This window comes from Actinomadura chokoriensis, from assembly GCF_041463665.1.
Lineage (GTDB): Bacteria > Actinomycetota > Actinomycetes > Streptosporangiales > Streptosporangiaceae > Spirillospora > Spirillospora chokoriensis_A.
The window spans coordinates 1-26342 of sequence record NZ_JAXCEJ010000022.1 but is presented as its reverse complement, the minus strand read 5'-3'; the positions used below and the strand labels follow the sequence as shown (position 1 = coordinate 26342).

General features: G+C 73.6%; 20 protein-coding genes. 13 read left to right on the top strand and 7 right to left on the bottom strand.

The window, feature by feature from the left end:
• Window positions 1–15 precede the first annotated feature (15 nt).
• The 5 genes from SM418_RS38040 (at window position 16) to SM418_RS28595 (ending at window position 13660) form a co-directional block, all read left to right on the top strand.
• A complete protein-coding gene (locus tag SM418_RS38040; RefSeq protein WP_504230350.1) occupies window positions 16–6588 on the top strand; it encodes an SDR family NAD(P)-dependent oxidoreductase in 6573 nt (2190 codons plus the stop codon).
• A gap of 64 nt (window positions 6589–6652) precedes the next feature.
• Window positions 6653–9955 (top strand): type I polyketide synthase, encoded by a 3303-nt coding sequence (locus SM418_RS28610; protein WP_371944212.1) that lies wholly within the window; start codon window positions 6653–6655, stop codon window positions 9953–9955.
• Entirely contained in the window at window positions 9952–10893 is a 942-nt protein-coding gene (locus SM418_RS28605; protein ID WP_371944213.1) for an AfsA-related hotdog domain-containing protein, read from the top strand. Before SM418_RS28610 ends, SM418_RS28605 begins: the two co-directional genes overlap by 4 nt.
• A gap of 41 nt (window positions 10894–10934) precedes the next feature.
• Window positions 10935–12242 carry an FAD-dependent oxidoreductase gene (locus SM418_RS28600; protein WP_371944214.1) on the top strand — a complete coding sequence of 436 codons (1308 nt, stop codon included), beginning with the start codon at window positions 10935–10937 and terminating at the stop codon, window positions 12240–12242.
• Window positions 12239–13660 carry a DHA2 family efflux MFS transporter permease subunit gene (locus tag SM418_RS28595; RefSeq protein ID WP_371944215.1) on the top strand — a complete coding sequence of 474 codons (1422 nt, stop codon included), beginning with the start codon at window positions 12239–12241 and terminating at the stop codon, window positions 13658–13660. Before SM418_RS28600 ends, SM418_RS28595 begins: the two co-directional genes overlap by 4 nt.
• A 79-nt stretch (window positions 13661–13739) precedes the next feature.
• Here SM418_RS28595 and SM418_RS28590 read toward each other — a convergent pair whose 3' ends face one another.
• Window positions 13740–14177 carry a hypothetical protein gene (locus SM418_RS28590; RefSeq protein ID WP_371944216.1) on the bottom strand — a complete coding sequence of 146 codons (438 nt, stop codon included), beginning with the start codon at window positions 14175–14177 and terminating at the stop codon, window positions 13740–13742.
• Window positions 14178–14345: 168 nt separating this feature from the next.
• Here SM418_RS28590 and SM418_RS28585 point away from each other — a divergent pair, with 168 nt between their 5' ends.
• The 4 genes from SM418_RS28585 to SM418_RS28570 all read left to right on the top strand — a co-directional run bounded on the left by SM418_RS28585 (window position 14346) and on the right by SM418_RS28570 (window position 18295).
• Window positions 14346–15575 (top strand): sensor histidine kinase, encoded by a 1230-nt coding sequence (locus tag SM418_RS28585; protein WP_371944217.1) that lies wholly within the window; start codon window positions 14346–14348, stop codon window positions 15573–15575.
• Window positions 15572–16174, top strand: a complete 603-nt coding sequence (locus tag SM418_RS28580) for a response regulator transcription factor (RefSeq protein ID WP_371944218.1) — start codon at window positions 15572–15574, stop codon at window positions 16172–16174. The genes SM418_RS28585 and SM418_RS28580 overlap by 4 nt, the downstream gene beginning before the upstream one ends.
• A 176-nt stretch (window positions 16175–16350) precedes the next feature.
• Complete coding sequence (locus SM418_RS28575) at window positions 16351–17730, top strand: hypothetical protein (protein ID WP_371944219.1); 1380 nt, start codon at window positions 16351–16353, stop codon at window positions 17728–17730.
• A 10-nt stretch (window positions 17731–17740) separates the two neighbouring features.
• Window positions 17741–18295, top strand: coding sequence for a HEAT repeat domain-containing protein (locus SM418_RS28570; protein ID WP_371944220.1), 555 nt, complete (start codon window positions 17741–17743; stop codon window positions 18293–18295).
• An 11-nt stretch (window positions 18296–18306) separates the two neighbouring features.
• Here SM418_RS28570 and SM418_RS28565 read toward each other — a convergent pair whose 3' ends face one another.
• Window positions 18307–19212, bottom strand: coding sequence for a GlcNAc-transferase family protein (locus tag SM418_RS28565; RefSeq protein WP_371944221.1), 906 nt, complete (start codon window positions 19210–19212; stop codon window positions 18307–18309).
• A 173-nt stretch (window positions 19213–19385) separates the two neighbouring features.
• On the opposite strand from SM418_RS28565, the gene SM418_RS28560 reads away from it, so the two are divergent.
• Entirely contained in the window at window positions 19386–20186 is an 801-nt protein-coding gene (locus SM418_RS28560; protein ID WP_371944222.1) for a radical SAM protein, read from the top strand.
• Between the two features lie 15 nt (window positions 20187–20201).
• Here the strand turns inward: SM418_RS28560 and SM418_RS28555 are convergent, their stop codons facing one another.
• From SM418_RS28555 to SM418_RS28545, 3 genes are read right to left on the bottom strand one after another with little or no spacing between them, the layout of a single operon-like run.
• Window positions 20202–21014 carry a PIG-L family deacetylase gene (locus tag SM418_RS28555; RefSeq protein ID WP_371944223.1) on the bottom strand — a complete coding sequence of 271 codons (813 nt, stop codon included), beginning with the start codon at window positions 21012–21014 and terminating at the stop codon, window positions 20202–20204.
• Window positions 21004–21930, bottom strand: coding sequence for a sulfotransferase (locus SM418_RS28550; RefSeq protein WP_371944224.1), 927 nt, complete (start codon window positions 21928–21930; stop codon window positions 21004–21006). The genes SM418_RS28555 and SM418_RS28550 overlap by 11 nt, the downstream gene beginning before the upstream one ends.
• Window positions 21927–22571, bottom strand: coding sequence for a 2OG-Fe(II) oxygenase (locus tag SM418_RS28545; RefSeq protein WP_371944225.1), 645 nt, complete (start codon window positions 22569–22571; stop codon window positions 21927–21929). The genes SM418_RS28550 and SM418_RS28545 overlap by 4 nt, the downstream gene beginning before the upstream one ends.
• A gap of 129 nt (window positions 22572–22700) precedes the next feature.
• Between SM418_RS28545 and SM418_RS28540 the strand changes: the two genes are divergently transcribed.
• Entirely contained in the window at window positions 22701–23483 is a 783-nt protein-coding gene (locus SM418_RS28540) for a hypothetical protein (RefSeq protein ID WP_371944226.1), read from the top strand.
• Window positions 23484–23493: 10 nt separating this feature from the next.
• Here the strand turns inward: SM418_RS28540 and SM418_RS28535 are convergent, their stop codons facing one another.
• Window positions 23494–24210 carry a hypothetical protein gene (locus SM418_RS28535; protein WP_371944227.1) on the bottom strand — a complete coding sequence of 239 codons (717 nt, stop codon included), beginning with the start codon at window positions 24208–24210 and terminating at the stop codon, window positions 23494–23496.
• A 33-nt stretch (window positions 24211–24243) separates the two neighbouring features.
• Here SM418_RS28535 and SM418_RS28530 point away from each other — a divergent pair, with 33 nt between their 5' ends.
• On the top strand, window positions 24244–25272 hold the full coding sequence (locus tag SM418_RS28530; RefSeq protein ID WP_371944228.1) for a hypothetical protein: 1029 nt from the start codon (window positions 24244–24246) through the stop codon (window positions 25270–25272).
• A 201-nt stretch (window positions 25273–25473) separates the two neighbouring features.
• Window positions 25474–25932, top strand: coding sequence for a hypothetical protein (locus tag SM418_RS28525; RefSeq protein ID WP_371944229.1), 459 nt, complete (start codon window positions 25474–25476; stop codon window positions 25930–25932).
• An 85-nt stretch (window positions 25933–26017) separates the two neighbouring features.
• Here SM418_RS28525 and SM418_RS28520 read toward each other — a convergent pair whose 3' ends face one another.
• Window positions 26018–26149: a hypothetical protein gene (locus tag SM418_RS28520; protein ID WP_371944230.1), complete on the bottom strand. Its 132-nt coding sequence runs from the start codon at window positions 26147–26149 to the stop codon at window positions 26018–26020.
• Window positions 26150–26342 lie beyond the last annotated feature (193 nt).

The following is a 26342-nucleotide window of genomic DNA, read 5'->3' as shown; positions in this document are numbered from 1 at the left end:
CGGAAGGCGGAGGAGATGGCGGACGAAGAGCGGCTTCGCGCGTATCTGAAGAGGGCGGCCGTCGAGCTGAACGATGTGCGCCGGCGGCTGCACGACGCCGAGTCCCGCGCGTCGGAGCCGATCGCGATCGTCGGGATGGCCTGCCGGTTCCCCGGCGGGGCGGACACGCCCGAGGCGCTGTGGGAGATCGTCTCCACCGGTGCGAACCCGGTGTCGGACCTTCCCGCCGACCGCGGCTGGGACCTCGCGGGCCTCTACGACCCCGACCCGGACGCGGTCGGCACCTCCTACGTCCGCCGGGGCGGCTTCGTGGACGCCACCGCCTTCGACGCCGCCTTCTTCGGCGTGGGCCCTCGGGAGGCGGACGCGATGGACCCGCAGCAGCGGCTGGTCCTGGAGGTGGCGTGGGAGGCCATCGAGCGGGCGGGGATCGATCCGAGGACGCTGCGCGGCAGCCGTACCGGCGTCTTCGCGGGCGCCTTCTCCAACGACTACGGCCCGGACCTGGCGGAGGCGCCGCCCGGCGCCGCCGGATATCTGACGACCGGGACGACGGGCAGCGTCGTGTCCGGCCGGATCTCCTACACGCTGGGACTGACCGGGCCCGCCCTCACCGTCGACACGGCCTGCTCGTCGTCCCTCGCCGCGATGCACCAGGCGGCGCACACGCTGCGGTCCGGGGAGTGCGACCTGGCCCTGGCCGGGGGCGTCACGGTGCTCGCGGGCCCGGACGAGTTCGTCGGGTTCTCCGAGCAGCGGGTCCTCGCGCCGGACGCCCGCAGCAAGGCGTTCGCCGCCGCGGCGGACGGGTTCGCGCTCGCCGAGGGGGCCGGCCTGCTGCTGCTGGAGCGGCTGTCGGACGCGGTGCTGCACGGTCGGCGCGTGCTCGCGGTGATCCGGGGTTCGGCGGTGAACCAGGACGGGGCGAGCAACGGCCTGGCCGCGCCGAGCGGCACCGCCCAGCGGCAGGTCATCCGGGCCGCGCTGGCGGCGGCGGGGCTGTCGCCCGGCGACGTCGACGCCGTCGAGGCCCACGGGACCGGGACGGTGCTCGGCGACCCGATCGAGGCGGAGGCGCTGCTCGACACCTACGGGCGGGACAGGCCGGACGGGCCGCTGTGGCTCGGGTCGGTCAAGTCCAACATCGGGCACGCGCAGGCCGCCGCGGGCGTCGCCGGTGTGATCAAGATGGTGGAGGCCATGCGGCACGGCGTCCTGCCGAGGACGCTGCACGTGGACGAGCCGACACCGCACGTGGACTGGACGGGCGGCGTCCAGGTCCTGCGCGAGGCCAGGGAGTGGACGCGGCCCGGCGGGCGGCCTCGGCGGGCCGCGGTCTCGGCGTTCGGGATCAGCGGCACCAACGTCCACGTGGTGCTGGAGGAGGCTCCCGGGAGCGCGGCCGGGGAAGGGGGAACGGCCGAGGCCGGCACGGAGACGCCCGGGGAGCCGCACCCGGTGGCGTGGGTCGTGTCGGGCCGGTCGGAGCGGGCGGTCGCGGCGCAGGCCCGCAGGCTCGCCGACCGGGTCGCCGCCGATCCCGGGCTCGCGCCGGCGGACGTGGCCGCGTCGCTGGTGACGACGCGTTCGCTGTTCGAGCACCGGGCCGTCGTCGTCGGCGCGGACCGGGACCGGCTGCTCGCCGGCCTGGAGGCCGTGGCGGAGGGCACCCCGGCGGCCGGTGTGGTCACCGGCCGGGCCGGTGCGGAGCCGGGGCCGGTGTTCCTGTTCCCCGGCCAGGGGTCGCAGTGGCTCGGGATGGGGGTCGAGCTCATGGACTCCGACGAGGTGTTCGCGGCCGAGATCGAGCGCTGCGCGGCGGCGTTCGCCGAGTTCGTGGACTGGTCGCTGCCGGACGTGCTGCGGCAGGCGCCGGGCGCCCCGCCGCTCGACCGCGTGGACGTGGTGCAGCCCGCGCTGTTCGCCGTGATGGTGTCGCTGGCGGCGGTGTGGCGGTCGCTGGGGGTGCGGCCCCGCGCCGTGATCGGGCACTCGCAGGGCGAGATCGCGGCGGCGTACGTCGCGGGCGCGCTGTCCCTGCGGGACGCCGCGAAGGTCGTGACGCTGCGCAGCCGGGCGCTGCTGAGGCTCGCGGGCGGCGGCGGCATGGTGTCGGTCCCGGAGCCGGTGGACGCCGTCCGCGCGCGCCTGGAGCGCTGGGACGGCCGGCTGGAGGTCGCCGCGATCAACGGGCCGGCCACGACGGTCGTCTCCGGCGCCGCCGGGGCCTGCGCGGAGTTCGTGGCCGCCTGCGAGTCCGAGGGCGTGCGAGCGCGGCGCGTCCCCGTGGACTACGCCTCCCACTCGGCGCACGTGGCGGCGATCGAGGAGGAGCTGCGCGACCTGCTCGCGGACCTGGCCCCGAAGGCGTCCAGGGTCGCGTTCATCTCGACCCTGACCGGGGACGTCGCCGACACCGCCGGGCTCGACGCCGGCTACTGGTACCGGAACCTGCGCGGCACCGTCCTGTTCGAGGAGGCCGTCCGGACGGCGGCCGAGCAGGGGCTGCGCGCGTTCGTCGAATGCACCCCCCACCCGGTGCTCACCCCGAGCGTGCAGGACTTCCTGGACGGCGCCGGGCTGGACGAGGACGGGGTGGTGCTGGAGACCCTGCGCCGCGACGACGGCGGCCGGGAGCGCCTGCTGACCGCGGTGGCCGCGGCGGCGGTGCGCGGCCTGCCGGTCGACTGGTCCCGCCTGCTCGCCGGCCGCCGGGTGGACCTGCCGACCTACGCCTTCCAGCGTGGCGACTTCTGGATGCCGCGGGAGGGGCGCGGGGACGTCGCCGCGGCGGGACTGGCCCCGGCCGGGCACCCACTGCTCGGGGCGGCGCTGCCGCTGGCGGACGGGGACGGGGGCGTGGTCTTCGCGGGGCGGCTCTCGCTCGGCGCCCATCCCTGGCTCCGCGACCACGCCGTGCGCGGAACCGTGCTGGTGCCCGGCGCGGCGCTGGCCGAGCTGGCGGCGCACGTCGCGGCCGAGACCGGCTGCTCCGGCGTCGGCGAGCTCGTCCTCGCGGCGCCGCTCGTCCTCGCCGAGGACACGGCGGTGGAGCTTCAGGTGCGCGTGGGCGGCCCGATCGAGGACGGGGACCGTCCGGTCACCGTCCACTCCCGTCCGGTCGCGGCGGGCGCCGCGGTTGCCGAGGAGCGCCCGTGGGCCCGCCACGCCGAGGGCACCCTCCGGGCCGCGGACCCTGAGCCGCCGCGGACGCGGGACCTGGCGGTCTGGCCGCCGCGGGGCGCGGAGCCGGTCGACATCGACGGGGCCTACGACGACCTGGCCGCGCGCGGCTACGAGTACGGCGCCGCCTTCCGGGGGCTGCGCGCGGTGTGGCGGCGCGGCGGCGAGGTGTTCGCCGAGGTCGCGCTGCCCGGCCCCGCGCGGTCGGACGCGGCGGCGTTCGGGCTGCACCCGGCGGCGCTGGACGCCGCGCTGCACGCCGCCGCTCTGGCGGCGCCCGCCGGCGACGGCGGGGGCGTGCCGCTTCCGTTCTCCTGGGAGGGGGTGACGCTGCACGCCTCCGGCGCCGCCGACCTGCGGGTCAGGCTCCGTCCGGACGGCGCGGACCGGACCGCCGTCGACATCGCGGACTCCGCCGGCGGGGCCGTCTGCACCGTCGACGCGCTGACCGTCCGGACGATCTCCGACGACCAGCTCGACGTCCAGCGGCAGGCCGCGCTGGACGCCCTGTTCGAACCGGTGTGGGTGAAGGTCCCCGCCCCGTCCGTGCCGGCAAGCACTGCGCCGGCAAGCACTGCGCCGGCAAGCACTGCGCCGGCAAGCACTGCGCCGGCAAGCACTGCGCCGGCAAGCACTGCGCCGGCAAGCACTGCGCCGACCGGCACGGGGGGAGCGGAAACCGACCTCTTGTGGCTGCCACCCGGCCCCGGCCCCGCCGGGCCCGGGCTCCCCGCCGAGACGCGGGCCGCGGTGGCGGACGTCCTCGAACGGGTGCGCACCCGGCTGGCCGACCCGGGGCACGAAGCCCGCCTGGTCGTGATGACCAGCGGAGCCGTCCCGGCCGACGGCGCGGAGGACGTCACCGACCTGAGGCACGCGCCGGTGTGGGGCCTGCTGCGGAGCGCGCAGGCGGAGCATCCGGACCGGATCGTCCTCGTCGACACCGACGCCCCCGACGACCGGCAGGAGGCGGCGCGGGTGGCCGTCGCCATGGACGAGCCGCAGCTCGCGCTGCGCGCCGGGACCTGGTTCGCGCAGCGGCTGGTGCGGGCGGGCGGCGACACCGTCGGCGGCGCGGCGGCCGCGACCGGCGACGCGCCCTGGGTGCTGGAGACCGCGGGCACCGGCACGCTCGGCGCGGACAACCTGCTGCTGCGCGAGACCGGGGAGTCCACGACACAACCCGTCCCGCCCGGCCATGTGCGCGTCGCCCTGCACGCCGCGGGCCTGAACTTCCGCGACGTCGTCGTCGCGCTCGGCCTCGTCGACACCGCGCTCACCTTCGGCGCGATGATCGGGGGAGAGGGCGCGGGCGTGGTCCTCGACGTGGGCGAGGACGTCACCGGCCTCGACCCCGGCGACCGCGTCCTGCTGTGCACCGACGAAGGGGTCCGGCCGGTCGTCACGGTGGACGCCCGCGTCGTCGCCAGAACCCCGGACGGCATGGCCGACCGCGTCGCCGCCGGGCTGCCGTTCGCCTTCCTCACCGCCCACTACGCGCTCGTCGACCTCGGTTCGGCCAAGCCGGGCGGGAGGGTGCTGGTCCACACGGCGACCGGCGGGGTCGGGATGGCCGCCGTCCAGCTCGCCCGGCACCTCGGGCTGGAGGTGTTCGCCACCGCGAGCCCCGGCAAGTGGCCCGCGCTGCGCGCCCTCGGCATCGACGACGACCACATCGCCAACTCGCGGACGGCCGGCTTCGGGGACGCGTTCCTCGCCGCCACCGGAGGCGAGGGCGTCGACATCGTCATCAACTCGCTGGCCGGGGAGCTGGTGGACGAGTCGCTGCGCCTGCTGCCGCGCGGCGGCCGGTTCATCGAGATGGGCAAGACCGACATCAGGGACGCCGCCGAGGTCGCGGCCCGCCACCCGGGCGTCGAGTACCGGTGGTTCACCCTGGCCGACGCGGGCCTCGACCGGATGGGCGAGCTGCTCCGCGAGTGCGTCGGGATGCTCGCGGACGGCACCCTCGCCCCGCTCCCGGTCACCGTCTGGGACGTGCGGCGGGCGCCCGAGGCGTTCCGCCACCTCAGCCAGGCCCGGCACATCGGGAAGAACGTGCTGGCCTTGCCGCAGCCCCTGGACCCGTCCGGGACGGTCCTCGTCACCGGCGGCACCGGGCTGCTCGGCGGGCTGGTCGCCCGGCACCTGGTCACCGCGCACGGGGTGCGGCGGCTGATCCTGACGAGCCGGAGCGGCCCGGCCGCGCCCGGCGCCGCCGAGCTCGCCGCCGAACTCGCGGGCCTCGGCGCGGAAGCCGAGATCGTCGCCTGCGACACCGCCGACCGCGCCGCGCTGGACCGGCTGCTGGCCGCCGTCCCGGCGGAGCACCCGCTGACCGCCGTGCTGCACGCCGCGGGCGTCCTCGACGACGCCCTGTTCACCGACCTGGCGCCCGAGCAGCTCGACGCGGTGTTCCGGCCCAAGGTCGACGCAGCCTGGAACCTGCACGAGGCCACGAAGGACCTCCCGCTGTCGGCGTTCGTGCTCTTCTCGTCCGCCGCGGGAGTGTTCGGCGGCGCGGGCCAGGCCAACTACGCGGCCGCCAACGTCTTCCTGGACGCGCTGGCCCGTCACCGGCAGCGCCTCGGATTGCCCGCCGTGTCGCTGGCGTGGGGCTTCTGGGCGCAGGAGAGCGGCCTCACCGGGCACCTCACCGACACCGACCGGGCGCGGATGAGCCGGGGCGGCATCGTCCCCATGTCCGCGGCGGACGGGCTGGCGCTCCTCGACGCGGCCCTGCGCCTCGGCGCGTCGTCCGTGGTGCCCTGCCGGCTCGACTTCGCCGCGATCCGCCGCAGGTCGGGAGACGGCGGGCCGCCCGCGCTGCTGCGCTCACTGATCCGAACGGGCCGCAGGACCGCGGAGGCGGGCGCCGCCGGCGCCGGGGACGGGCTGCGCGAGCGCCTGGCCAGCCTGCCGGACCGCGAGCGGCAGGCCGCGGCGCTGGAGTTCGTGCGCTCGGTGGCCGCCCTGGTGCTCGGCCACGACTCGGCGTCCGCGGTCGGCGCCGACCAGTCGTTCAAGGACCTCGGCTTCGACTCCCTCGGCGCCGTCGAGTTCCGGAACCGGCTGAAGGCCGCCACCGGGCTGCGCCTGCCGACCACGGTCGTCTTCGACCATCCGACGCCGGCGGCGCTGGCCCGGTTCGTCCTCGACGAGCTGGCGCCGGACGACGACGACCCGGCCGCCCGGATCGTCGCCGATCTCGACGCGGTGGCGGCCGGGATCGACCCGGGGGCCCTCGCCGCCGAGGAGCGCGCGGTGGTCGCCGCGAAGCTGGACGAGCTCCTGCGGGCGCTGACGGGCGGCGCGGACGTCGCGGCCCTCGACGAGACCGCGACCGACGAGGAGCTGTTCGACTTCATCGACGCCGCGGCGGGGCCGGCCGGAGCGGCCGGCTGAGCAGGGCGGGCCCGGGTGCGCCGGGCCGCGGGGAGCAGGCAGGGCGAGCGAGGGACGGGAGCGCATGGCGACGGAAGAAGAGCTGCGGCAGTACCTGAGGCGCGCGGCCCAGGAGCTCGCCGAGGCCCGCGGCCGGATCCGGCGGCTGGAGGCGCGGGCGGGCGAGCCGGTCGCGATCGTCGGGATGGCGTGCCGCTATCCGGGCGGGGCCGGCTCCCCGGACGGGCTGTGGCGGCTCGTGTCCGAGGGACGCGACGCGATCTCCGCGTTCCCCACCGACCGCGGCTGGGACCTCGACGCCATCCACGACCCCGATCCGGACGTGCCCGGCACGTCCTACGTCCGGGAGGGCGGCTTCCTGGAGGACGTGGCGGGGTTCGACGCGGGCTTCTTCGGGATCAGCCCGCTGGAGGCGGAGGTGATGGACCCGCAGCAGCGACTCGTCCTGGAGCTGTCCTGGGAGGCGATCGAGCACGCGCGGATCGATCCGGCGTCGCTGCGCGGGACCCGCACGGGGGTGTTCATGGGCCTGGCCGCCCAGACGTACCTCACCGGCGACACCGACGGCTGGGACATCGCCGAGGGGTACCTGGTCACCGGGACGGCGGGCAGCGTCGTGTCCGGGCGGGTCGCCTACGTCCTCGGCCTGGAGGGCCCGGCGCTGACGGTCGACACCGCGTGCTCCTCGTCGCTGGTGGCGCTGCACCTGGCGTGCCGCGCCGTCCGCTCGGGGGACTGCTCGGCGGCGCTGGTCGGCGGGGTGCACCTGCTGACCTCGCCGGCCCCGTTCATCGGGTTCTCCAGCCAGCGGGCGCTCGCGCCGGACGGACGGTGCAAGTCGTTCGCGGCAGGCGCGGACGGCACCGCGTGGGGGGAGGGCGGCGGGGTCCTGCTGGTGGAGCGGCTGTCGGACGCCCGGCGGCTCGGCCACCGGGTGCTGGCGGTGCTGCGCGGCTCGGCCGTCAACTGCGACGGCGCCAGCAACGGCCTCACCGCCCCGAGCGGTCCGGCGCAGCGGCGGGTCATCCGGGACGCGCTCGCCGACGCGGGGCTGTCCCCCGCCGAGGTCGACGCGGTCGAGGCCCACGGCACGGGGACGGTGCTCGGAGACCCGATCGAGGCGGAGGCGCTTCTCGCCGCCTACGGCGGGACCCGGACGGAACCGCTGTGGCTGGGGTCGCTGAAGTCCAACATCGGGCACACCGTGGCCGCCGCGGGTGTCGGCGGAGTCATCAAGATGGTCGAGGCGCTGCGGCGCGGCACGCTGCCGAAGACCCTGCACCTGGACGAGCCGACGCCGCACGTCGACTGGCGTCCGGGCGAGGTCGGGCTCCTCACCGAGCCCCGGGCGTGGCCGGAGACCGGGCGGCCCCGCCGCGCCGCCGTGTCGTCGCTCGGGATCAGCGGCACCAACGCCCACGTGATCCTCGAACAGGCCCCCGCCGAGGACGCCGCTGAGAACCCCGAGGAGGCCCCCGCCGAGCACCCCGCGCCGGCGGCGCCGCCGTCCCGGCGCGGCCCGTGGGTGCTGTCCGCCCACACGGGCGCGGCGCTGCGAGGCCAGGCGGCGCGCCTGCACGCCGCCCTGGCCGCCGGCGCGGACGGGTGCGACGCCGACATCGCCTACTCGCTGGCCACCACCCGCGCCGTCCTCGACCACCGGGCAGTCCTGCACGGCGAGCACCGAGACGCCTTCCTGGAGGGGCTGCGCGGCCTGGCCGACGGGTCGCCCGGGGCGTCCGCGACGACCGGGCGCGCCGGGCGCGGCGGCCGGACGGCGCTGATGTTCCCCGGCCAGGGCAGCCAGCGCGCCGGGATGGGCGCCGAGCTGTACCGCCACCTCCCCGCGTTCGCGGCGGCGCTGGACGAGGTGTGCGCGTCCCTCGATCCGCACCTCGACCGTCCGCTGCTGCCGGACCTGCTCGGGCCGGACCCTCTCGGGCCGGACCTGCCGGACGGCGCGGCGGGCGGCGGGACACCGCTCGACCGGACCGACCGCACCCAGCCCGCGCTGTTCGCCGTGGAGGTGGCGCTCGGACGCCTGCTCGAAGCCTGGGGCGTGCGCGCCGACGTCATGGCCGGCCACTCGCTGGGCGAGTTGTCGGCCGCCCATCTCAGCGGCGTGTTCACGCTGCCCGACGCCGCCATGGTGGTCGCGGCCCGGGGACGGCTGATGCAGCGTGCGCGGGCCGGCGCCATGGTCGCCGTCCGGGCGACCCGCGCCGAGGTCGAAGAGTCGCTGGAGGGCTTCGGGGCGCGGCTGTCGGTCGCGGCGGTCAACGGGCCGCGCGCGCTGGTCGTCTCCGGCGACGAGGACGCCGCGGCCGAGTTCGCCGCGCTCTGGCGCCGGAGCGGCCGCCGCGTCACGCGGCTGCGGACGCAACGGGCGTTCCATTCCGCCCACCTGGACCCGGTGCTCGACGAGTTCCGGTCCGTCCTCGGCAAGGTGGAGTTCGGCGCCCCGGAGGTCCCGCTGGTCTCGAACGTGACCGGTGCCGTCGCGGACACCGCGGACCTGCGCTCGCCGGAGTACTGGGTCGAGCAGGCGCGGCGGCCGGTGCTGTTCGCCGACGCGGTCGGCGCCCTCAGCGCGTCCGGGGCGGCGACGCTGCTGGAATGCGGCCCCGGCGACGTCCTGTCGGGACTCGTCCGCGACTGCGTCCCGGACGGCGCGGTGCGCGTGATCCCGCTCCAGCGCGGCGGCGGGGAAGCGGCCGCGCTGACGCGGGCGCTCGGCGAGGCATGGGTCGCGGGCACCGGCGTGGACTGGGGCGCCGTGCTCGGCGGGGGCGGGACCACCGACCTGCCCACCTACGCGTTCCAGCGCCGCCGCTACTGGCTGGAGAGGCGGCGCGGCCCGTCCGGGAAGGGGACGGCCCCCGCAACGGCCTTGACGGCGGCCGCCTCCGGCGCACCAGGGACCCGGGCCGAACCGGGGGACCCGGGGGACCCGGGGGACGAAGCCATGGACCACACCATGGACGCAAGCGTGGACGAAAGCGTGGACGAAAGCGTGGACGGGGCCGCGGCGGAGGCGGCGCGGGCGGACGGCTGGAGGCTCCGGCTCGCGGGGCTCCCGCCGGACGACCAGCTCGGTCTCCTGGTCGACCTGCTGCGCGGCGAGCTCGCCGCGATCCTGGTCGACCTGGCCGCCGACGCGGTCGGCGCGGGCACCAGCATGGCCGACCTCGGGCTGACCTCCCTGTCGGCGATGGAGCTGAGATCGCGCATGATCCGGACGACCGGGACGAGGATCGAGCTGGAGACGATCTTCCGGGACCCGACCCTGCGGGGCGTGGCCGAGGCGATCCGCGCGGAGCTGCTCGGCGGGCCGGTGCCCGCCGGGCCGGCGGGAGGCGCCCGGTGAGCGCCGCGCTGAGCTTCGAGCAGCCGGTGCCGCGGAGGCTGGCGCACCGGCGCGCCGCGGCGGAGGTGTTCGTCTGCGACACGGCGGAGGCCGGCCCCGGCGAGTACCTCGCGGCCGTCCAGGTCCCGCGCTCCCACCTGCTGTGGTTCGACCGGCCGCCGGAGTACCACGATCCGCTGGGGGCGGTCGAGGCGATCCGCCAGGCGCTCACCGTGATCGGGCACCGGCACGGCGGCGTCGGCGACTCCGATCCCGGAAGCCTGCAGCGGCTGGAGTTCTGGGTGGAGGACCTCGGCGCGTTCCGCGACGCCGGGACGCCCCTCGAAGGCGTGGTGCGGGTCCGCAGGGACAGCAACGACGGCGGCGGCTTCTTCACGGAGACGGGGTTCGAGGCCCGGCTGACCGTCGGGGACGTCCCGGCGCTCACCCTGCGGGCGAGCGGCGTCCTGTTCCCGCGCGACGCCTACGAGGAGTTCCGGCGGGCGCAGCGGGCCGGGCGGCCGGAGCCCGGCCCGGGACCCGCGCGGCCGGACCGCCCCGTCGAACCGGCCAGGGTCGGGCGCCGCGACGGACGCAACGTCGTCGTCGGGGAACCGGAGTCCGGGCGCGTCCCGCTGCTGGTCGACCAGGGGCACCCGTCGCTCTTCGACCACCCCTACGACCACGTGCCGGGCCCGCTCATGCTCGAGGGCTTCCGGCAGGCGGCGATCCTGACGGCCGTCGCCGGGGGCCTCCTCGACGCCCCCGAGTCCGCGCCGACGGGTGCGGAGGCCGAGTTCACCGGATTCGCCGAACTCGACGCCCCGCTGACCATCGAGGCGGCCGCGCGGGCCGGCTTCGGCGGCGGCGCGGAGGTCGAGGTCGGGCTGGAGCAGTACGGGACGCGGATCGCGAAGGGCCGGGTCGAGCTGTCGGCCTACCCGGGGCGGGACGCGTGATGGCGCAAGGCACTGTCGGATCGGCTGGAAAGAGCGGACCCATGAGCAAGCACATCGCCGTCGTCGGCGGCGGCATCTCCGGCATCGGCGCGGCGTTCGCCCTGCACTGCGCCGGGGCGCGCGTCGAACTGATCGAAAGCGGTGACGCGCTCGGCGGCCGGTGCGGCCCCACCATGTTCGGGGACCGCCCGGTCATGCTGGGCGGCAAGAACATCGGACGCCGGTACACCGAGTTCCGGGGCTTCGTCGCGGCGATGGGGGACCACCCGTTCGAGCCGTTCGGAATCAACACCTCCAGGATCGTCGACGGGCGGGTGCGAGGGCTCAGCAGCGACAACCGCCTCAACGGACTGCGGCGCGTCCTGCTGGAAATGGGGACGCCCCGGGACACCGCGAAGCTCGTGCGGTACGCCGTCCGGGCCCGCCGGTCCGACACGGGCCGGTTCCTCGGCGACGAGTACTTCGCCGGCCTCGCCGGGACCGCCGACCGGAAACCGCTCAGCGCCCACTTCGGCGCGAAGATGCTGGAGAACCTCATCCGCCCCATGACGATCCGCATGAACGGCGCGGAGCCCGACGAGATGTACCTCGGGACGTTCGGCACCAACATCGGCATGCTCGACACCTACGACCAGCTGACCCGCGGACTGCAACCGGTCCTCGACGCGTTCGCCGAGAAGGTGGACGTCCGGCTGCGCGCCACCGTCCGCGGTCTCGTCGTCCGCGACGGCCGGGTCACCGGCCTGCGGATCTCCGACGGGGAGGGGCCGGCCCGGGAGCACCGCTACGACGGCGTCGTCCTCGCCCTCCCGGCCCACGCGGCCGCCGCGCTCGTCGACGACGACGCGCCCACGCTGGGCAAGCTGCTCTCCGAAGTGCGCTACTTCCCCTCGACCGTGGTTCTCGTCGAATACGACCGGCCCGTCTTCGGCCGCGAGGTCCGCGCCATCGCGCTGGACGGCGGCCCCTGCAGCAACATCGGCGCGTACGGCGTCGAGGACCGCCACATTGCCCGCTACACCTTCAGCGGCCGCCTCGCCCGCCCGGTGCCGACCCCGGAACGGCTGGACGGGTGGCTCGACGAGACCGAGGAGATGCTCCGCCCGCACCTGGAGCTGGCCGGCGCCACCCGGGTCCGCCGGCTCGTCCGGAGCTGGGAGGCGGCGTACTGCGGCTACGTGCCGTTCCACGGCGAGTTCCTGGCGAGGCTGGACGCCGAGCTGGCCGCGGTGCCCGGGCTGACGCTGGCGGGCGACTACCGCCGCGGCGCGTCCCTGGAGGCGTGCTTCCGGTCGGGCCTGGACGCCGCGCACGCCCAGCTCGGCGACCGGACGGGAACGGCGGCGTGACGGGCTCCGGCGGCCGGGAGGCGCGGCCCGGCCTGGTCCTCGCGCTGTGCTCCGGCGCCAGCTTCATGGCGTTCCTCGACCTGTCGGTCGTCAACATCGCCTTCCCGGAGATCATGGAGGACTTCCCCGGCACGAGCGTCTCCGTCCTCACCTGGGTGGCGAGCGCCTACGCGGTCACGTTCGCGGCCTTCCTGGCCCCGGCCGGACGGCTCGCCGACACCGCCGGCCGCGACCGCGTCTTCACCTGGTCCGTCATCGGCTTCACGCTCGCCTCGCTGCTGTGCGGCCTCGCTCCGGCGGTGGAACTGCTGATCGCCGGACGGCTCCTGCAGGGCGCCGCGGCGGCCGGGATGATCCCGGCCGCACTTGCCCTCATCATCGCGGACGCCCCGGGCGGGAAGCTGCTCAAGGCGATCGGGACCTGGTCGGCGGTGACGAGCGTGTCCGCCGTGGTCGGGCCGATCGTCGGCGGCGTCCTCGTCGAGCGGTTCGGCTGGCCCTCGGTGTTCCTCATCAACGTCCCGGTCGGCGCGGTCCTCGCCGTGTGGGCGCGCAGGACGCTGCCGAGGCACGCCCCTCCGGCCGGTTCGAAGCGTCCCGACGCGCTCGGCACCCTCGCCCTGCTCCTCGGCGTCGGCGGGATCGTCGCGGGCTTCACCGAAGGCGACGGCTGGGGGTGGGGAAGCCCCGCCACGATCGGCGTGCTCGGCGGCGGCGCCGCCCTCGGCGTCCTCAGCCTGCTCCGCTCGCGGCGGCACCCCGCGCCCGCCGTGGAGATCGGCCTCTGGCGCAGCGGCCGCTACGCGGTCTGCAACGTCACCGCGTTCCTGTTCGGCACCGCCATGTTCCCGTGGCTGCTCGCGAACCCGCTCTTCGCCACCCAGATCTGGCACTGGAGCATCCTGGAGAGCGCCGCGGCGCTCACCATCGGCGGCGTGGCCGCCGGCGTCACCGCCAAGCTCGCCGGCCGGATCGTCGATCCGGCCGGGCACCGCTGGCTGATCGCGGCGGGGACGGTGCTGTTCGCCGCCGGCACGGGCCTGAACGGCTCCGACCTCTTCCTCTACGAGGTCCGCTTCTGGGACGCCTGGGTGCCCGTCGGCGTGCTCTGCGGAGCCGGCGTGGGCCTGGTGATGACGGCGGTCTCGGCCGCCGCCGCCACCGCGCTGCCGCCGCCCCGCTTCGCCGCGGGCCTCGGCCTCAGCCTCACCGTCCGCCAGCTCGGCGGCGCCCTCGGCATCGCCGGGCTCGCCGCCCTCCTCGCGAGCCGGTCGGTCACCGACGTGGAGACCTTCCACACGATCTACCTGCTCTGCGGCGGGATCGGCCTCGCCGCCGGAGTCGCCGCCCTGTTCATGCCGGCCCCCGGAACCCCGCACCCGGACCCGCACGAGGAGGAGGCGAGCAAGATCCCGTAGCCGCCGGGACGACGCGCGCCGTCCCCGACCTGAACGGGTCCGCTCGATGTACGTGCCGACCAGGCAGCGGCCCCCGGGGTCAGTGGGAGTACTCGTGGCGGCGGCGGAGCATGACCAGGAGCATCAGCGGGAGCATCAGCACGTGTTCGAGCATCATCAGCGAGTCGGCGGTGACGGCGTCCAGCCAGAGGAGGGGGAACAGGACGGCGAGGGGCGCGAACATCGCCGCGCACATCTCCAGGGAGCCCGCCCAGGCGTGGCCGCGGACGCGCATCCAGATGAGCATTCCGGCCGACATGTCGATCGCCATCTCCAGGGACGTCAGCTCGGGGTGGCGCTCCATGGACAGCTCGCCTCCGGTGAGCGCCAGGACGCCCCGGACGGCCGCGCCGAAGATCAGCATCCCGACGGCCATCGCGATGACCATCTCCACGTAGTGCCGCGCGAAATGCCCCCAGCCGCCGTGACGGCGCGTGCCCGCCTCGTGGGTGAGCGTGCTGTCGTCCTGAGGCTGCATGACGGTTCTCCCTCGTTCCGCGGCCGGTCCTTCCGACGTTCTCAGCCTGCGGGAACGCGAAGTTCTCCAGTAGTGACGGACCTGCACGGGTCCGCATGACATCTGTCATGCGGATTCATCACAAATGACATCCCGTGCGAATGGCGTGCTGCTGGGACAATGGCGACCATGCATGATCAGGCTAACGAGGGCGGGACGGCCCTCGCGGGCTTTCGCCGCTACACCTGGTGGGCGGTGCCGGGCACCAACGTGGGCATCCTGATCCTGTTCACCGGCGAGTGGATCCTGGACGGCGACGTCCCGATCCAGCCGCGCGTCTTCAGCGCCGCCGCGCTGGCCGTCGAGGTGGCCGCGGTCGTGGCGCTCCTCAACAGGCGGCTGTCGGCGGGCGGGCACGCGTCCCGTCCCCGCCCGCCGTCGGGGTGGCCGGCCGCCGGGGTGCTGGCCGCGATCGTGCTCGCCGCCTGCCCTCTCGCGCTGCGCAACTACGGGCTGTGGCCGATGGCGCCCGCCATCATGACGGCGGTCGCGGCGACCTACCTGGACCGGCGGCCCCGCCGGTGGCTGATCACCGGCGTGCTGGCCCTCGCGGCGCTGCCGGGCGGCGCCGTGAGCCTGGCGAGCGGGGACGGCCGGCTGGTGTACGCCGCGCTGTTCCCGCCCGGGATCACCGCCTTCGTCGTCTGGGCGATGCTCGGCCCCCTGTGGGCCTGGGACATCACCGGGCGGCTGGACGAGGCGCGCCGGCTGTCGGCGGAGCTGGCGGTCAAGGACGAGCGGCTCCGGTTCGCCGCCGACCTGCACGACATCCAGGGCCATCACCTGCAGGTCATCGCCTTGAAGAGCGAACTGGCCGCCCGGCTCGCCGAGGCCGACCCGGAGCGCGCCACCGCCGAGATGAGGGACGTGCAGCGGCTGGCCACGGACGCGCTCCGCGACACGCGCGAGGTGGTGCGGGGGTATCGCCGCACCAGCCTGGACGACGAGATCGCCAACGCCACCCGGATCCTGGCCTCGGCGGGCATCGACACCCGCACGACCGCGGAGCCCGCCGCCGTCACCGAGGCCGCCCGCCACCTGCTGGGACTGGTGATGAGGGAGGCCACCACCAACCTCCTGCGCCACAGCCGGGCACGTCACGCGTCGATCGACTACCGCGTCACGGGCGGCGTCGCACGGCTCCGGGTGAGCAACGACGGCGTCTTCGACGTCACCGGCGGCGCCGCGTCCGGCACCGGTCTGCGCTCCCTCGCCGAGCGGCTGGGGCCTGCGGGCGGCGACCTCGCCTGGACCCGCGACGGCGGCCGGTTCGAGGTCACGGCGTCCCTGCCCGCCGTCCCGCCAGAGGAACCCCAGGCCGGGGTGGGGACGGCCTCGTCCGGGGAGGGGCGACGATGATCCGCCTGCTGATCGCCGATGACGAGGAGATGCTCAGGAGCGCCCTGGCGTCCCTGCTCGCGCTCGAAGAGGACTTCGTCGTCGTCGCCGAGGCCGCCACGTCCACCGACGCGGTCCGCCTGGCCCGCGAGCACCGCCCCGACATCGCGGTCCTGGACCTGGAGATGCCGCCCGCCGACGGGCTGCGCGCCGCCGAGGAGATCAGGGCCGCGTCGCCGACGCAGGTCGTGCTGGTCACCCGGCACGCCCGTCCCGCGGTGCTGCGCCGGGCCCTCGCCGCCGGCGTGCGCGGCTTCGTTCCCAAGACGACCCCCGCCGCCCGGCTCGCCGAGATCATCCGCGACGTCGCCGCCGGCCGCCGCTACGTCGACCCCGACATCGCCGCCTCCGCCCTCACCGAGGACGAGTGCCCCCTCACCGATCGCGAGCTGGAGGTCCTCCGCGCGGCCCGCACCGGCGCGTCCGTCAACGAGATCGCCGCCCAGGTCCACCTGGCTCCGGGCACGGTCCGCAACTACCTCTCCGCCGCCATGACCAAGCTCCAGCTCTCCACCCGCCATGCCGCCGCCCACCACGCCTGGCAGCAAGGCTGGATCTGACCGCCGGGATCAGCCGAACCAGGTTCTGGGCTGGAAAGGCGAATCACGCACGGCCGGCAGCCGACGCCACGGCAGCGTCTACAAGGCGACCCGCGAGGGGAGAACCTTGGCCTTGATGACCGATGATTGGCGGCAGCGGGAGCTTCCGGTGCGGTGCGCCGGGAATCTCTCCCGGTATGGAGACCACTTCGTCCACGAGCCGGGCGCCGACCAGACCGGTCAGCCGGTACGGCCCGCTGGACTCGCCGCCCGCCGATCCCGAGGAGGCGCGGCGGTCGCTCGCGCCAGGCCAGGTCGCCATCGTCGACGTTCAGCCCGTAGAGCGGGTCATGAGCGACCGGCCGTTCCAGCTGCGGGTCGCGTTCGTGGGGGACGAGCCGCACGAGGGCGTGATCAGCGTCCTCACCCACTGGGCGGGAACCCCGTTCGTCGTCGAGCGGAGGATCGACCCCGGCGACCACGAGCGCGGGTACGCGGACGTCGAGTTCACCCAGGAGCAGACGCTGCCGCCCGGCCCGGCGACCTTCGCGGTCGGGCTGATCCTGGAGTCGGGCGCGCAGGCGGGGTTCCTCGTCAGCGTCGCGGTGCTGCCGTCCAACCCCCTCAGCCTCCAGGTGTCTCCGCAGGGCAGCTTCGTCACCGGCACCTTCAGCGCCCGTGCGGTACGCGCCGGGGACGCCTACCGCACCGAAGTCGGGCTGACGCTGAGCAACGGCGACGCCGCGCCGGTCGCCATGCTCCAGGACTGCCCGTGGCAGTTCTGGGACGGCCCGGTGGGCACCGGGACGCTGGTGGAACAGGGCACCGCCAGGTTCGCCGACCCGATCACGGTGGGCGCCCACAGCACCTGGAGCGGCTCGATCACGTTCAACTCGCCTCGTGGCAGCGGCATCTTCGGCAAGCTCGACGGCCGGGAGGACCTTGGCGTACAGATCACCATGAACCGGCAGGCCGGCGGTTCCGTCGCCGACCAGATCACGGTCCGGACGATGTTCGCCTTCGGGCTCAACGTCGTCCGTGTGGGCGAGGAGTCGTTCACGGCTGAGGAGACCGCGGACCTCTACCAGGCCGTGGACGTGACCCGGGCCATCTACGAACGCCGGGACGTCACGTTCGCCGTGAACCGCCTCCACATCACCAACGCGCAGGCCGGCGGCTTCACCGTGATCACGTCCGAAAGCGAGGCCCGTGACCTGTTCGAGCAGTGGAACGGTGACTCCAGCACGACCTTCATCGATGTCTTCGTCGTGCCGAGCATCTCCGGTACCGGGTTCGACGGGCTGGCGGGCGCGATTCCCGGGCCGACGTCGCACGCCGGCCGCAACAGCGGCGTCGTGGTGGACCGGAGCGGCGTCGTCGTCGGCGGGGTGCGGCGGCTGAACGTCCGCTACCTCGGGATGCTCATGGGCCACGAGGTCGGCCACTACCTCGGGCTCGTGCACGTGACCGAGCCGGGCAACCTGATGCTCTCCGCCAGCACCGCCGACGACACCAACCTGAACTACGACCCGCAGTACCGGACGATCATCCGGTACGGCTGGGTGAACATCGCGTGAGGACCATGGCATGAGCCAGAACGCCGGACAGGACCAGCCCGCCGAACGCCCGTCCACCCTCGTCGACCGGGGCGACCTCCCGGGCGTGCGCGCACGCGAGGAGATCAACGAGTTGCTACGAGCCCACGACCCCGAGACCGCGGAGGCGAACCTCGCGCGGCTCCTCGACCGGCACGGACCCCTCCTGCGCCGGATCGCCCGCGAGCCGGACACCCTCGGCCGCGATCCGCAGATCCGCCGGAACGCCGTCACCGCCCTCGGCCGGCTGGCGTCGGTGGAAGACCTGAACGTCCTGACCGAACTGGCCACCCGCGACGAGGACGAGCTGATCCGCGGCAACGCGCTCATCGCCCTGGCGGACACCGGGCTGCACCTCGCCGTCCCGCTGGTCGCCGAGGCGCAGACGTCCTCCCACCCGCTGGAGGCGACCGCGGCCCGCAAGGCCCTGTCCTCCCTCGTCGAACGCCTCGGCCGCGACGCCGTCGAGGGCGCCCTGCGCCCCGGCCAGCGCATCCTGGCCCCGGGGGAGCCGTCGAGCGGCGAGGCCACCCGCGATCCGGGCTGAGCGGGGGCGCGTCAGCAGCCGTCGCCGTTTCCGTCCGCCACGCCGTTTCCGTCCGCCACCAGGCTCATGCCGATATGCGCCTCGTAGTCGGCGACGGTCCGCGCCTGCCCAAAACCCGGGGCCGACGTCCGGTACAGGTCGCGCATCATCGCCAGCGACCGGCGGTGCAGGCGGTGCCAGCCCGGATGGTCGTCCCAGTGCGCCGCACGCGTCCCTCTGTCGTAGCAATGCCAGCCCACGAGGCGGTGCGGATGATAGAGGTCGTAGCCGGCGAGAAACGCGCGCAACCCCGTCATCACCTCGTCTCCGGAGAAGTAGACGGCGGGGTCGGCGGTGATCTCGCGGTTGAATGCTCCTGCGGCGAAGACGAAGTGCAGGGAGAGGAAGCTCGCCGGGATCGGAGCGGTCAAGGTGCGCCAGTCCCGGATGGGGCGGCCGACCAGCCGGGTGAGGATCTGCTCTTCACGTCCGAGTGCGTGGATCTCGTACGGCTCCTGCTGTCGACCCTGCGGATCGCTTTTCGGGTGATACGCGGGCAGATAAGCGGTCAGCAAGGGTTTGTCGACGTCGGCCTGCCGCAACTGGGCGTGCATGCCGAGCAGCAGGTCGTCCCAGCCGAGGGCGAACCGGTGATGCGAGTCGAGCAGGAGGGTGAAGGGCTCCCCGGCCCAGCGTTCCTGGCACTGCCGCCGGGCCCAGTTGCAGCCCTGGCTCTCGCTCGCCGGCACGTCGATGAGTTCGATGCCGGGAAGCCTCCGCACCGTCCGGTCGAGCCTCTCATCGTCGTCGTGCTGCCATGCGACGACCGTCCGCAGCCGGGACGGACGGGACGCCCTCGCATACAGTTCGACCAGAGTCTTCGGCAATTCGGGATCACGATAGGACGGAATTTGGACAAATATCGCATCGTCCTCCACGGCCCATGTCCTCTCGTCCCGAAGCGCGATTCCAGAACCTCCAGAGTGGCATACGGCCGAGCCGGGCCGCCGGGCAGGAGATTCAGCGCTGATCGCCACTTCGCGCTGAACGTCGCATTGCGCCGATCGCTACTTCGCGCTGATCGTTGCGCTTCAGAAGAAGGGGCATCGCCGTGATCACCGTTCCGAAGATCGAAATGCACCTCGCGCACGCGTGCACGCTGCGGTGCACCGGATGCGCGCACTACGCCGATCACGGCCTGCCCGGCGTCCTGCCGTTGCAGGACGGCGCGGCCTGGCTGACCGGCTGGGGCGCCCGGATCCGCCCGGTGACCTTCAGCTTTCTCGGCGGGGAGCCGCTGCTCAACCGGCGGGTCCCCGACTTCCTCCGGCTGGCGAGGGGGCTGTGGCCCCGAGCGCGGCTGCGCCTGGTCAGCAACGGCCTGTTACTGCACCGGAAGCCGGAGCTGTGGGACGTGCTGGGCGAGACCGGCACGACGCTCACCGTCTCCGTCCACTCCCGGGACGACGCGTATCTCGCGCGGCTGCGGCCCAACCTCGAACTCGCCCGGGCGCGTGCCGCCGAGATCGGCTTCAGGCTGGAGGAACGTGACTCCGTCGAAGGCTGGTACAAGCTCTACCGCGGTTCCGGGGCGGCGATGGAGCCGTTCACCGATGGGGATCCGCGCGCCAGCTGGACGGCGTGCACGACCAGGCACTGCGTGACGTTGCAGGACAACGCGCTCTGGAAGTGCCCGCCACTGGCGCATCTCCCGCTCGTCGCCTCCCGGCACGGACTCGGCGACCGGCCGTCCTGGCAGCCGTACCTGCGCTACCGTCCGCTCCCGCTCACCGCGACGGCGGACGAGATCAGGGCGTTCTTCGCGCGCGGCCCCGAGTCGTTCTGCGGCATGTGCCCCGCGCGCCACACGCACTTCACGAAGTCGGTGACCGGCGCGCCCGCCCCGTTCTAGCCCGCCCGCCCGGTTCTAGGTCCGCCCGCCGAGGTCTGCGAGATCGCCGCCCTCATCGGCCGTCCGGCGCTGGAGCGCGCGGACCCTGGCCCGATGCCCGTCCCGCCACAGGTGAGCGGGGATGTGCGTCACGCTGGGAAAGGTCGGCGTCACGGCGTCCAGGGCCGCCGGGACGAGCACGGGCAAGGCGACCGCTCGCAAACCGGATGCGTCCCGGAGCGCAGTGTCGTCACCCGTCCTCTCCGCCGATGCGATCGCCGTGAGGACCTCCACCGCGTCGAGGTGCAGGCCGACGAGATCCTCCCGCTCCGTACACCAGCGTGCCGCGAACGGCTGGCTCGGATACGCCAGGGCGGCGAGCCGCCGCTTGCTGTCCAGTTCGGCCTGCGACAGGGGCACGGCGAAGTCAGGCGCGAACGGGCCCGCGAGGCAGCGGACCGCGCGGCCGCGGCGGTGGACGGCCCGGCACACCTGGACATGGTGAAGGTGGCCGTACTCGCCCCATGGCCCGTGCGTGTAGACGCGGGCGTACCGGTCCCATCGCACCCGCTCGGTCAGGGCCCGGCCCAGCATGACCTCGTCGAGCGGCCCGCTGTCGTCCGTCAGGTCGAGCAGCCGGGCCTTCACGCCCAGGGCCCCGCACGCGCGGAAGAACTCCGCGCGCCGCGCGCAGGTGGTGTACGGCGAGCAGAACCGTCCGGTGACACAGACGACGTCGACGTCCCACCCTTCGCCGACCAGCCGCGCGGCCAGGCCGCCGAAGAAGATCACCTCATCGTCCGGGTGGGCCACCACCATCGCGGCGCGGGGCCGCGGTTCAGTCGGCATACCCGCACTCCCGCAGCAGGGGGCGGCCGAACGCGACCGCGTCGGCGAAGTCGCGTGTCTCCCGCCCGGACAGCCGCGCGTGCCGCCACCGGCCGGCGCGGGTCGAGACCGCGTGCCGGTCGAGGAAGGCGCCGGCGGTGGCCGTCCATGGCAGGCCGAGCCGCCGGAAGAGGGCGCGGGCGACATCGATCGGGGACGTGCACAGTTCCTCGTAGCGCACCTCGTGGTAGCCGCCGCCGAGCGCCGAGGCATCGCGCCTGGCCCAGGTCACCGCGGTCGTCCACGCCTTCATCTGCAGCAGGTAGCGGTGGCGGACGACATCGCGCACGTCATCGAGGTCGATGCCCCGCCAGCGACGGACCTCGGGCTCTCCGAACGTGACGAGCCGGGAGAACTCCCGGTACCCGAGCGGTGCCGGTCCACCCGCGCCGTCGCGGGGCCGGGCGGCCTGCGGCCATCCGGGCGGGTCCGCGGTCGGTGAGGTGATCTGGAAGTAGCCGCGGCCGGACAGGGCCACGTCCCGCCCGTCGCGGATGAGATGGACGAAGACCGCCCCCGGCAGCAATCGCCGCACCGTCGGCATGACGAAGGCCGTCTCGCAGCACTTCCAGCCCCAGGCGTCCTGTCTCGTCGCGGTTCTCGATGCGGTGCCGGCGTAGCGCGGCCAAGCGGCATCCCAGCATCCGCGGGCCAGGTGGTCGAGGTCGGCGTCCTGCGGTGCGCCGCTGTGGACGGCCAGCCGCGCATGGAGGAGCGGCACTGTGAACTGCCCGTGCATGCTCCACGAGTCCAGTTGCGGGCGTGTCAGGTCGGCGCCGAGGAACACACCGCCCGAGCGCAGGAGACCGGCGAGCAGCCGGGTGCCCGAGTGCGGCCGGCCCAGGACGATGATCGGCCCTCGCGCCCGTCCGGTCACGTCCCGCCGGCGTCCTGCTCGGAGCGGTCGCCACCGGTGAACCAGGTGACGAGGGAGTAGCGCGGTCCGTGCGTGACGGGCCGCACCTCGTGGATCGTGCCGGTGGCGGGAAAGGCGACGAGAAGCCCCTCTTCGCCCCACACCTCCGTGCGGACCCGGTTCGTCCCGCCCGGGCCGCGAAGCCGGAAGAAGGTGAGGGCTCCACCGCAGTAGGAGCCGGGCTCGGGCAGGCGCGTCTGGCGGCCGAGGAAGACGACGGCCGAGACCAGCCGGTCCGTGACGTCGGGCGGTAATCCAGAACTACCTGAATTGTCCTGATGTGGACGAAAAAATGAGCCTCGCTGATAAGCCAGCAGTTGCGCGGGCTGCCGCCCGGTGAGGACATGATCGAAATGCCGCCCCAAATCCGGCATGATCGTCTGGAAGCGCTCGTCGATCGCGGACTGCAGGGTTTCGGGTAGGCAGGCCCCCTCCGTGCGTCGGATCCGCTCGTCCATCAAGATCTTTTCGCCGCGGAAAATTCCCGCCTTGTGCAGCCTTGATCTCGCCGCCTCGTCGCGCAGGCGCGCACAAAGATCGACGGGGAGAAAGTCGCGCATGACGAAGAGTCCGGCGCACCGTAACAGTTCGGCGTCCACCATGATGATTATTATGCGTGACGGGACGCGTCGCGCCAGGACGCATCCGGATGATCCCCATTGATTGCGCCCGACTGGCCACGCCATGACTCCGATGTCACGAAAAGTCCGTAGCGAAAGGAAGGATGAACCATGGACGAACAGGTGCTCAGCTGGTCCTACGACACCAGGAACGACGCCGTCCACATCGACCAGATGCAGGACCTCGACACGCACACCGCGGTCGCGGTCAGGGCGTTCTTCCGCCGCCTGGACGTGCCGCACCTGTTCGAGGAACGCGTGTCCCCGACGCTCGAAGCCGGCGACTCCTCCCTGTTCCTGGCCGTCCGGGATCGGGCATGGCCGCCGTGGGGCCTCGAAGCCCGGACCGTGGCCGCGCTCTGCCAGGTGCACGCGGTATCGCCGATGGGCGTCGGGGTGAGCCCGGTCTACGTCGCCGACGAGGACGCGACGAACCTCGGCCTGATGGCCGCCGTCTACGCCGAGATGCTCGAAGAGCTCGGCCGGGGCGAGCGCACCGAGGTGAACTACCTGGTCATCGACGGCTCCGTGTACGCGAGTCGCATCCTGCGCTCCTACGGGTTCGAACCGAGCGAAGATCTGCTGGTCACCGACGACCGCCGCTACGTCTTCCACCGCACGGACGCCGGGGCGCTGCGCGAGCGGCTGGGCCTGGACCGGCTGAGCGTCCCGGAACTGCTGGCGCACGAGATCGACGAAGAGACGCTGGAGCGGCACGCGCTGTTCTTCTCGACGCTGCACCTCGCGTCCCAGCCGATCCGGGTGAGCGACCGCGTGGTCCGCGAGATCATCTGGGTCGACGGCGGCCTGTTCGACGCGTCCCTGCCCGGTGGCGTCGCACCCGTCGGCCCTGCCCTTCCGCCGGAGATCGAAGACGAAGGCCTCCTGGAGTGACCGCCCGGCGCTAGGTCTCCTTCGTGCTCAGCGGAAGGGTGATGACGGTTTCACCGGACGAGCCCGGAAACTCGGCCCGCTGCAGGCGGTGCCGCATGTCATCGAGCAGGCTTTCGGGGCGGCGTGAGTCCGCGACGGTCGAGACGAGAGTGTCGGCGACCAGGCGCACCGCCGTCACGGCGCCCTCCGCGGCCACCCGCAGCCGCCACACCGCAAGTCCGGTGACCGCGCCGGTGCCCGCGGCCCGGCCGCCCGCGCCGGTCACCGGACTCGCGAGCAGCCCGCGCCAGTCCGCACGGATCCGCGCGATCTCCGGCGCGGTCTCGGCCGGACGAAGCGCGCCGCGGATCGACGGCGCCGGCGTGAGGAACCAGCCGTGCACGACGACACGGCTCTGCGCGGGATCGTGCGTCCCCTCGACCCGGGCCACGCCGTGAGGTATCCGGGCGTCGAAGACGGTCAACTGGTTGAACAGCGCCGGCACGCGGACCAGCAGCTTGTCGGCCTCCAGCGGCCGGTCGGCGTCGAAGCCGTTCCAGTAGTCGAGCACCTCGGGGCCGAGCAGGAGCGTCTCCCCGCCGATGAAGCGCCGCTCGTCCCACCTCGTCAGCGAGTACACGAACGCCCACGGGCCGCGCGGCACATCGGTGTGCAGTTCCTGCCGGCAGCCGTCGATGTAGTAGCTCAGCCACGGCTCGCTGATCCGGTCGCAGCCGAGATGCGTCATGCCCCACTGCCGGACCGCCGAGGTGAACCGGCGGTGGAGATCGGGCCTGAAGAAACGCCGGATATGGGTACGAAAATACGAGTATTGGCCGGGCACATGCCAGTAATCCCACACGAAACGCGCGGGATCGGCGTCGCGGGCGGGTCCGACGCGCTGGTCGAACGTCCCGCGCATCGCATCGGCTTCGCCGAAGAACGACGGAACACAGAACTGACCGGGAGTGTTGATCGCCTGCCCCCTCATCGTGACGAAGCCGCCGGAAAGCAGTTTCCGGCAGCCTCGTCATCCGCGCAACAGCACTCGCCGCATGGTTTCCGGCCCGATCCGTCCTACGACATCGTCATCCGCAGTTACCAGCGCGACTTCCAGTGGCTGCGCTACTGCCTGGAATCCATCGGGCGCTACTGCACTGGTTTCCGAAGCGTGGTCGTCATCATCCCGCCGGCGAGCCTTGCGAAATGGCGCTGGCTCGGGCTCAGTGCGGACCGGGTGCTGTGCTGTCCCGCCTACCGCGACGACTACCTCGGGCAGCAGGTCACGAAGTTGCACGCCGACCGGTACTCCGACGCGGACTTCATCTGCCATGTGGATTCCGACTGCGTTTTCGAGCGCTCCACCACGCCGGGCGACCTGACCTGCGAGGGCAGACCGTACGTCCTGATGGAGCCATATGCGCGGCTCGACCGGCACATTCCCTGGCGAGCCCTGACCGAACGATTTCTCGGCGAGGACGTCGGCCACGAGTTCATGCGCCGGCCGCCGTACACGTTCCCGCGTTGGCTCTACCCGGCGCTGCGGAAAAGAAGTCGCGAACTCCACGGGATGTCACTCGAAGAATACGTGATGAGCCGGCCGCCCCGCGGCTTCTCCGAGTTCAACGCGCTCGGAGCCTACGCCTACCGGCACCACCGCGACGCGTTTCACTGGATCGACGTCGCACACGACGCCGCACCGCCGCCGCCGTGCCACGTCTTCTGGAGCCGCCAGAACCTCGACGCATCGATTCGCGCGGAAATACGCCGCCTCATCGACGCCCCCGCCACGCCGCACTCTGGCAGATGAGACCGCCACCGGCGCCCCGCAGTCCAAGGCGACCGTCGACGGCAACGGGTCGGGAGCCGGCGACGCGTGTTTCCATCCTGCTGAAAGGGTCTTTCGGCGGTGTTGACGATCGTTCACGCTGGTCGTCCAGCCATCGGGTCGACCGACCCGGGAGCGAACGAACGGGGACGAAACATGCATTCACGGGGGAACATCACTGCGGTGGCCGTCACGGCCCTGGCCGGCGCGAGCTTGACGGCGGTGGTCGCGGGCGCCCCGCCCGCCAGTGCCGCGCCGACTCGCACGGCCGCCCGCACCGGTGCCATCGGGGGAGAGATCGAGGCATTGTCGGGATGCCGCAATGAGTCCAGTTCCATCTCCGGAGCGAAGGCTTCGGGAAGGCTGTGCTGGAGCACGCACGAGATCTCCGTATCCAAGATCAAGCTGCGCGACAGCGCGAGCGACGGGCACTACGCCGTGTTCCGGATTCATTTCCGGCTCAAGCACTATGGGTGGCATACCTTCACCACGGACATCGTCAGTACCAAGGGCCGCCGCGCCCCGGTGACGGTGACCCGGTCGAAATGGGTCTACGACCCCAAGTACAAAGTGAAGGACTTCTGGATGCAGGTCTGCAAGCGGCGCGGTAGTCACCGCACCTGCGACAGCCGCTGGCACTAGCCGCAGCGTCCGAGCGACGGCCGCCGCCGTGATCACCCGGTCGCGGGCCTGGCCGGCGGCGGTCCTCCCTCGGACGTCCACCGGATCAAGAGCCGCCCTCGCTCGTCGCCGGTGCGACGGTGGTGCCGTTCAGCAGGGCGGCTCCCAGCGGCGTGAGGGCGTGGCGGACCTGGCTGCCCTCGCGGTGGGTGGCGATGAGACCGGCCTCGCGGAGCACCCTCGCCTGCTGGCTGGCGGTGGGCAGCGGGATCGCGGTGCACTGCGCGAGCTGGGTGGTGTTGCAGGGGCCTAGGCCCTGTTCGTAGTTCAGATCAGTTGCCGCTGGTCACGATCGTGTGATTCCCCCCCGCCGGGGCGGGAGCGGGCGGTATCACCAGTGTGTGACACGCGGTGATGTGACCGATACGGAA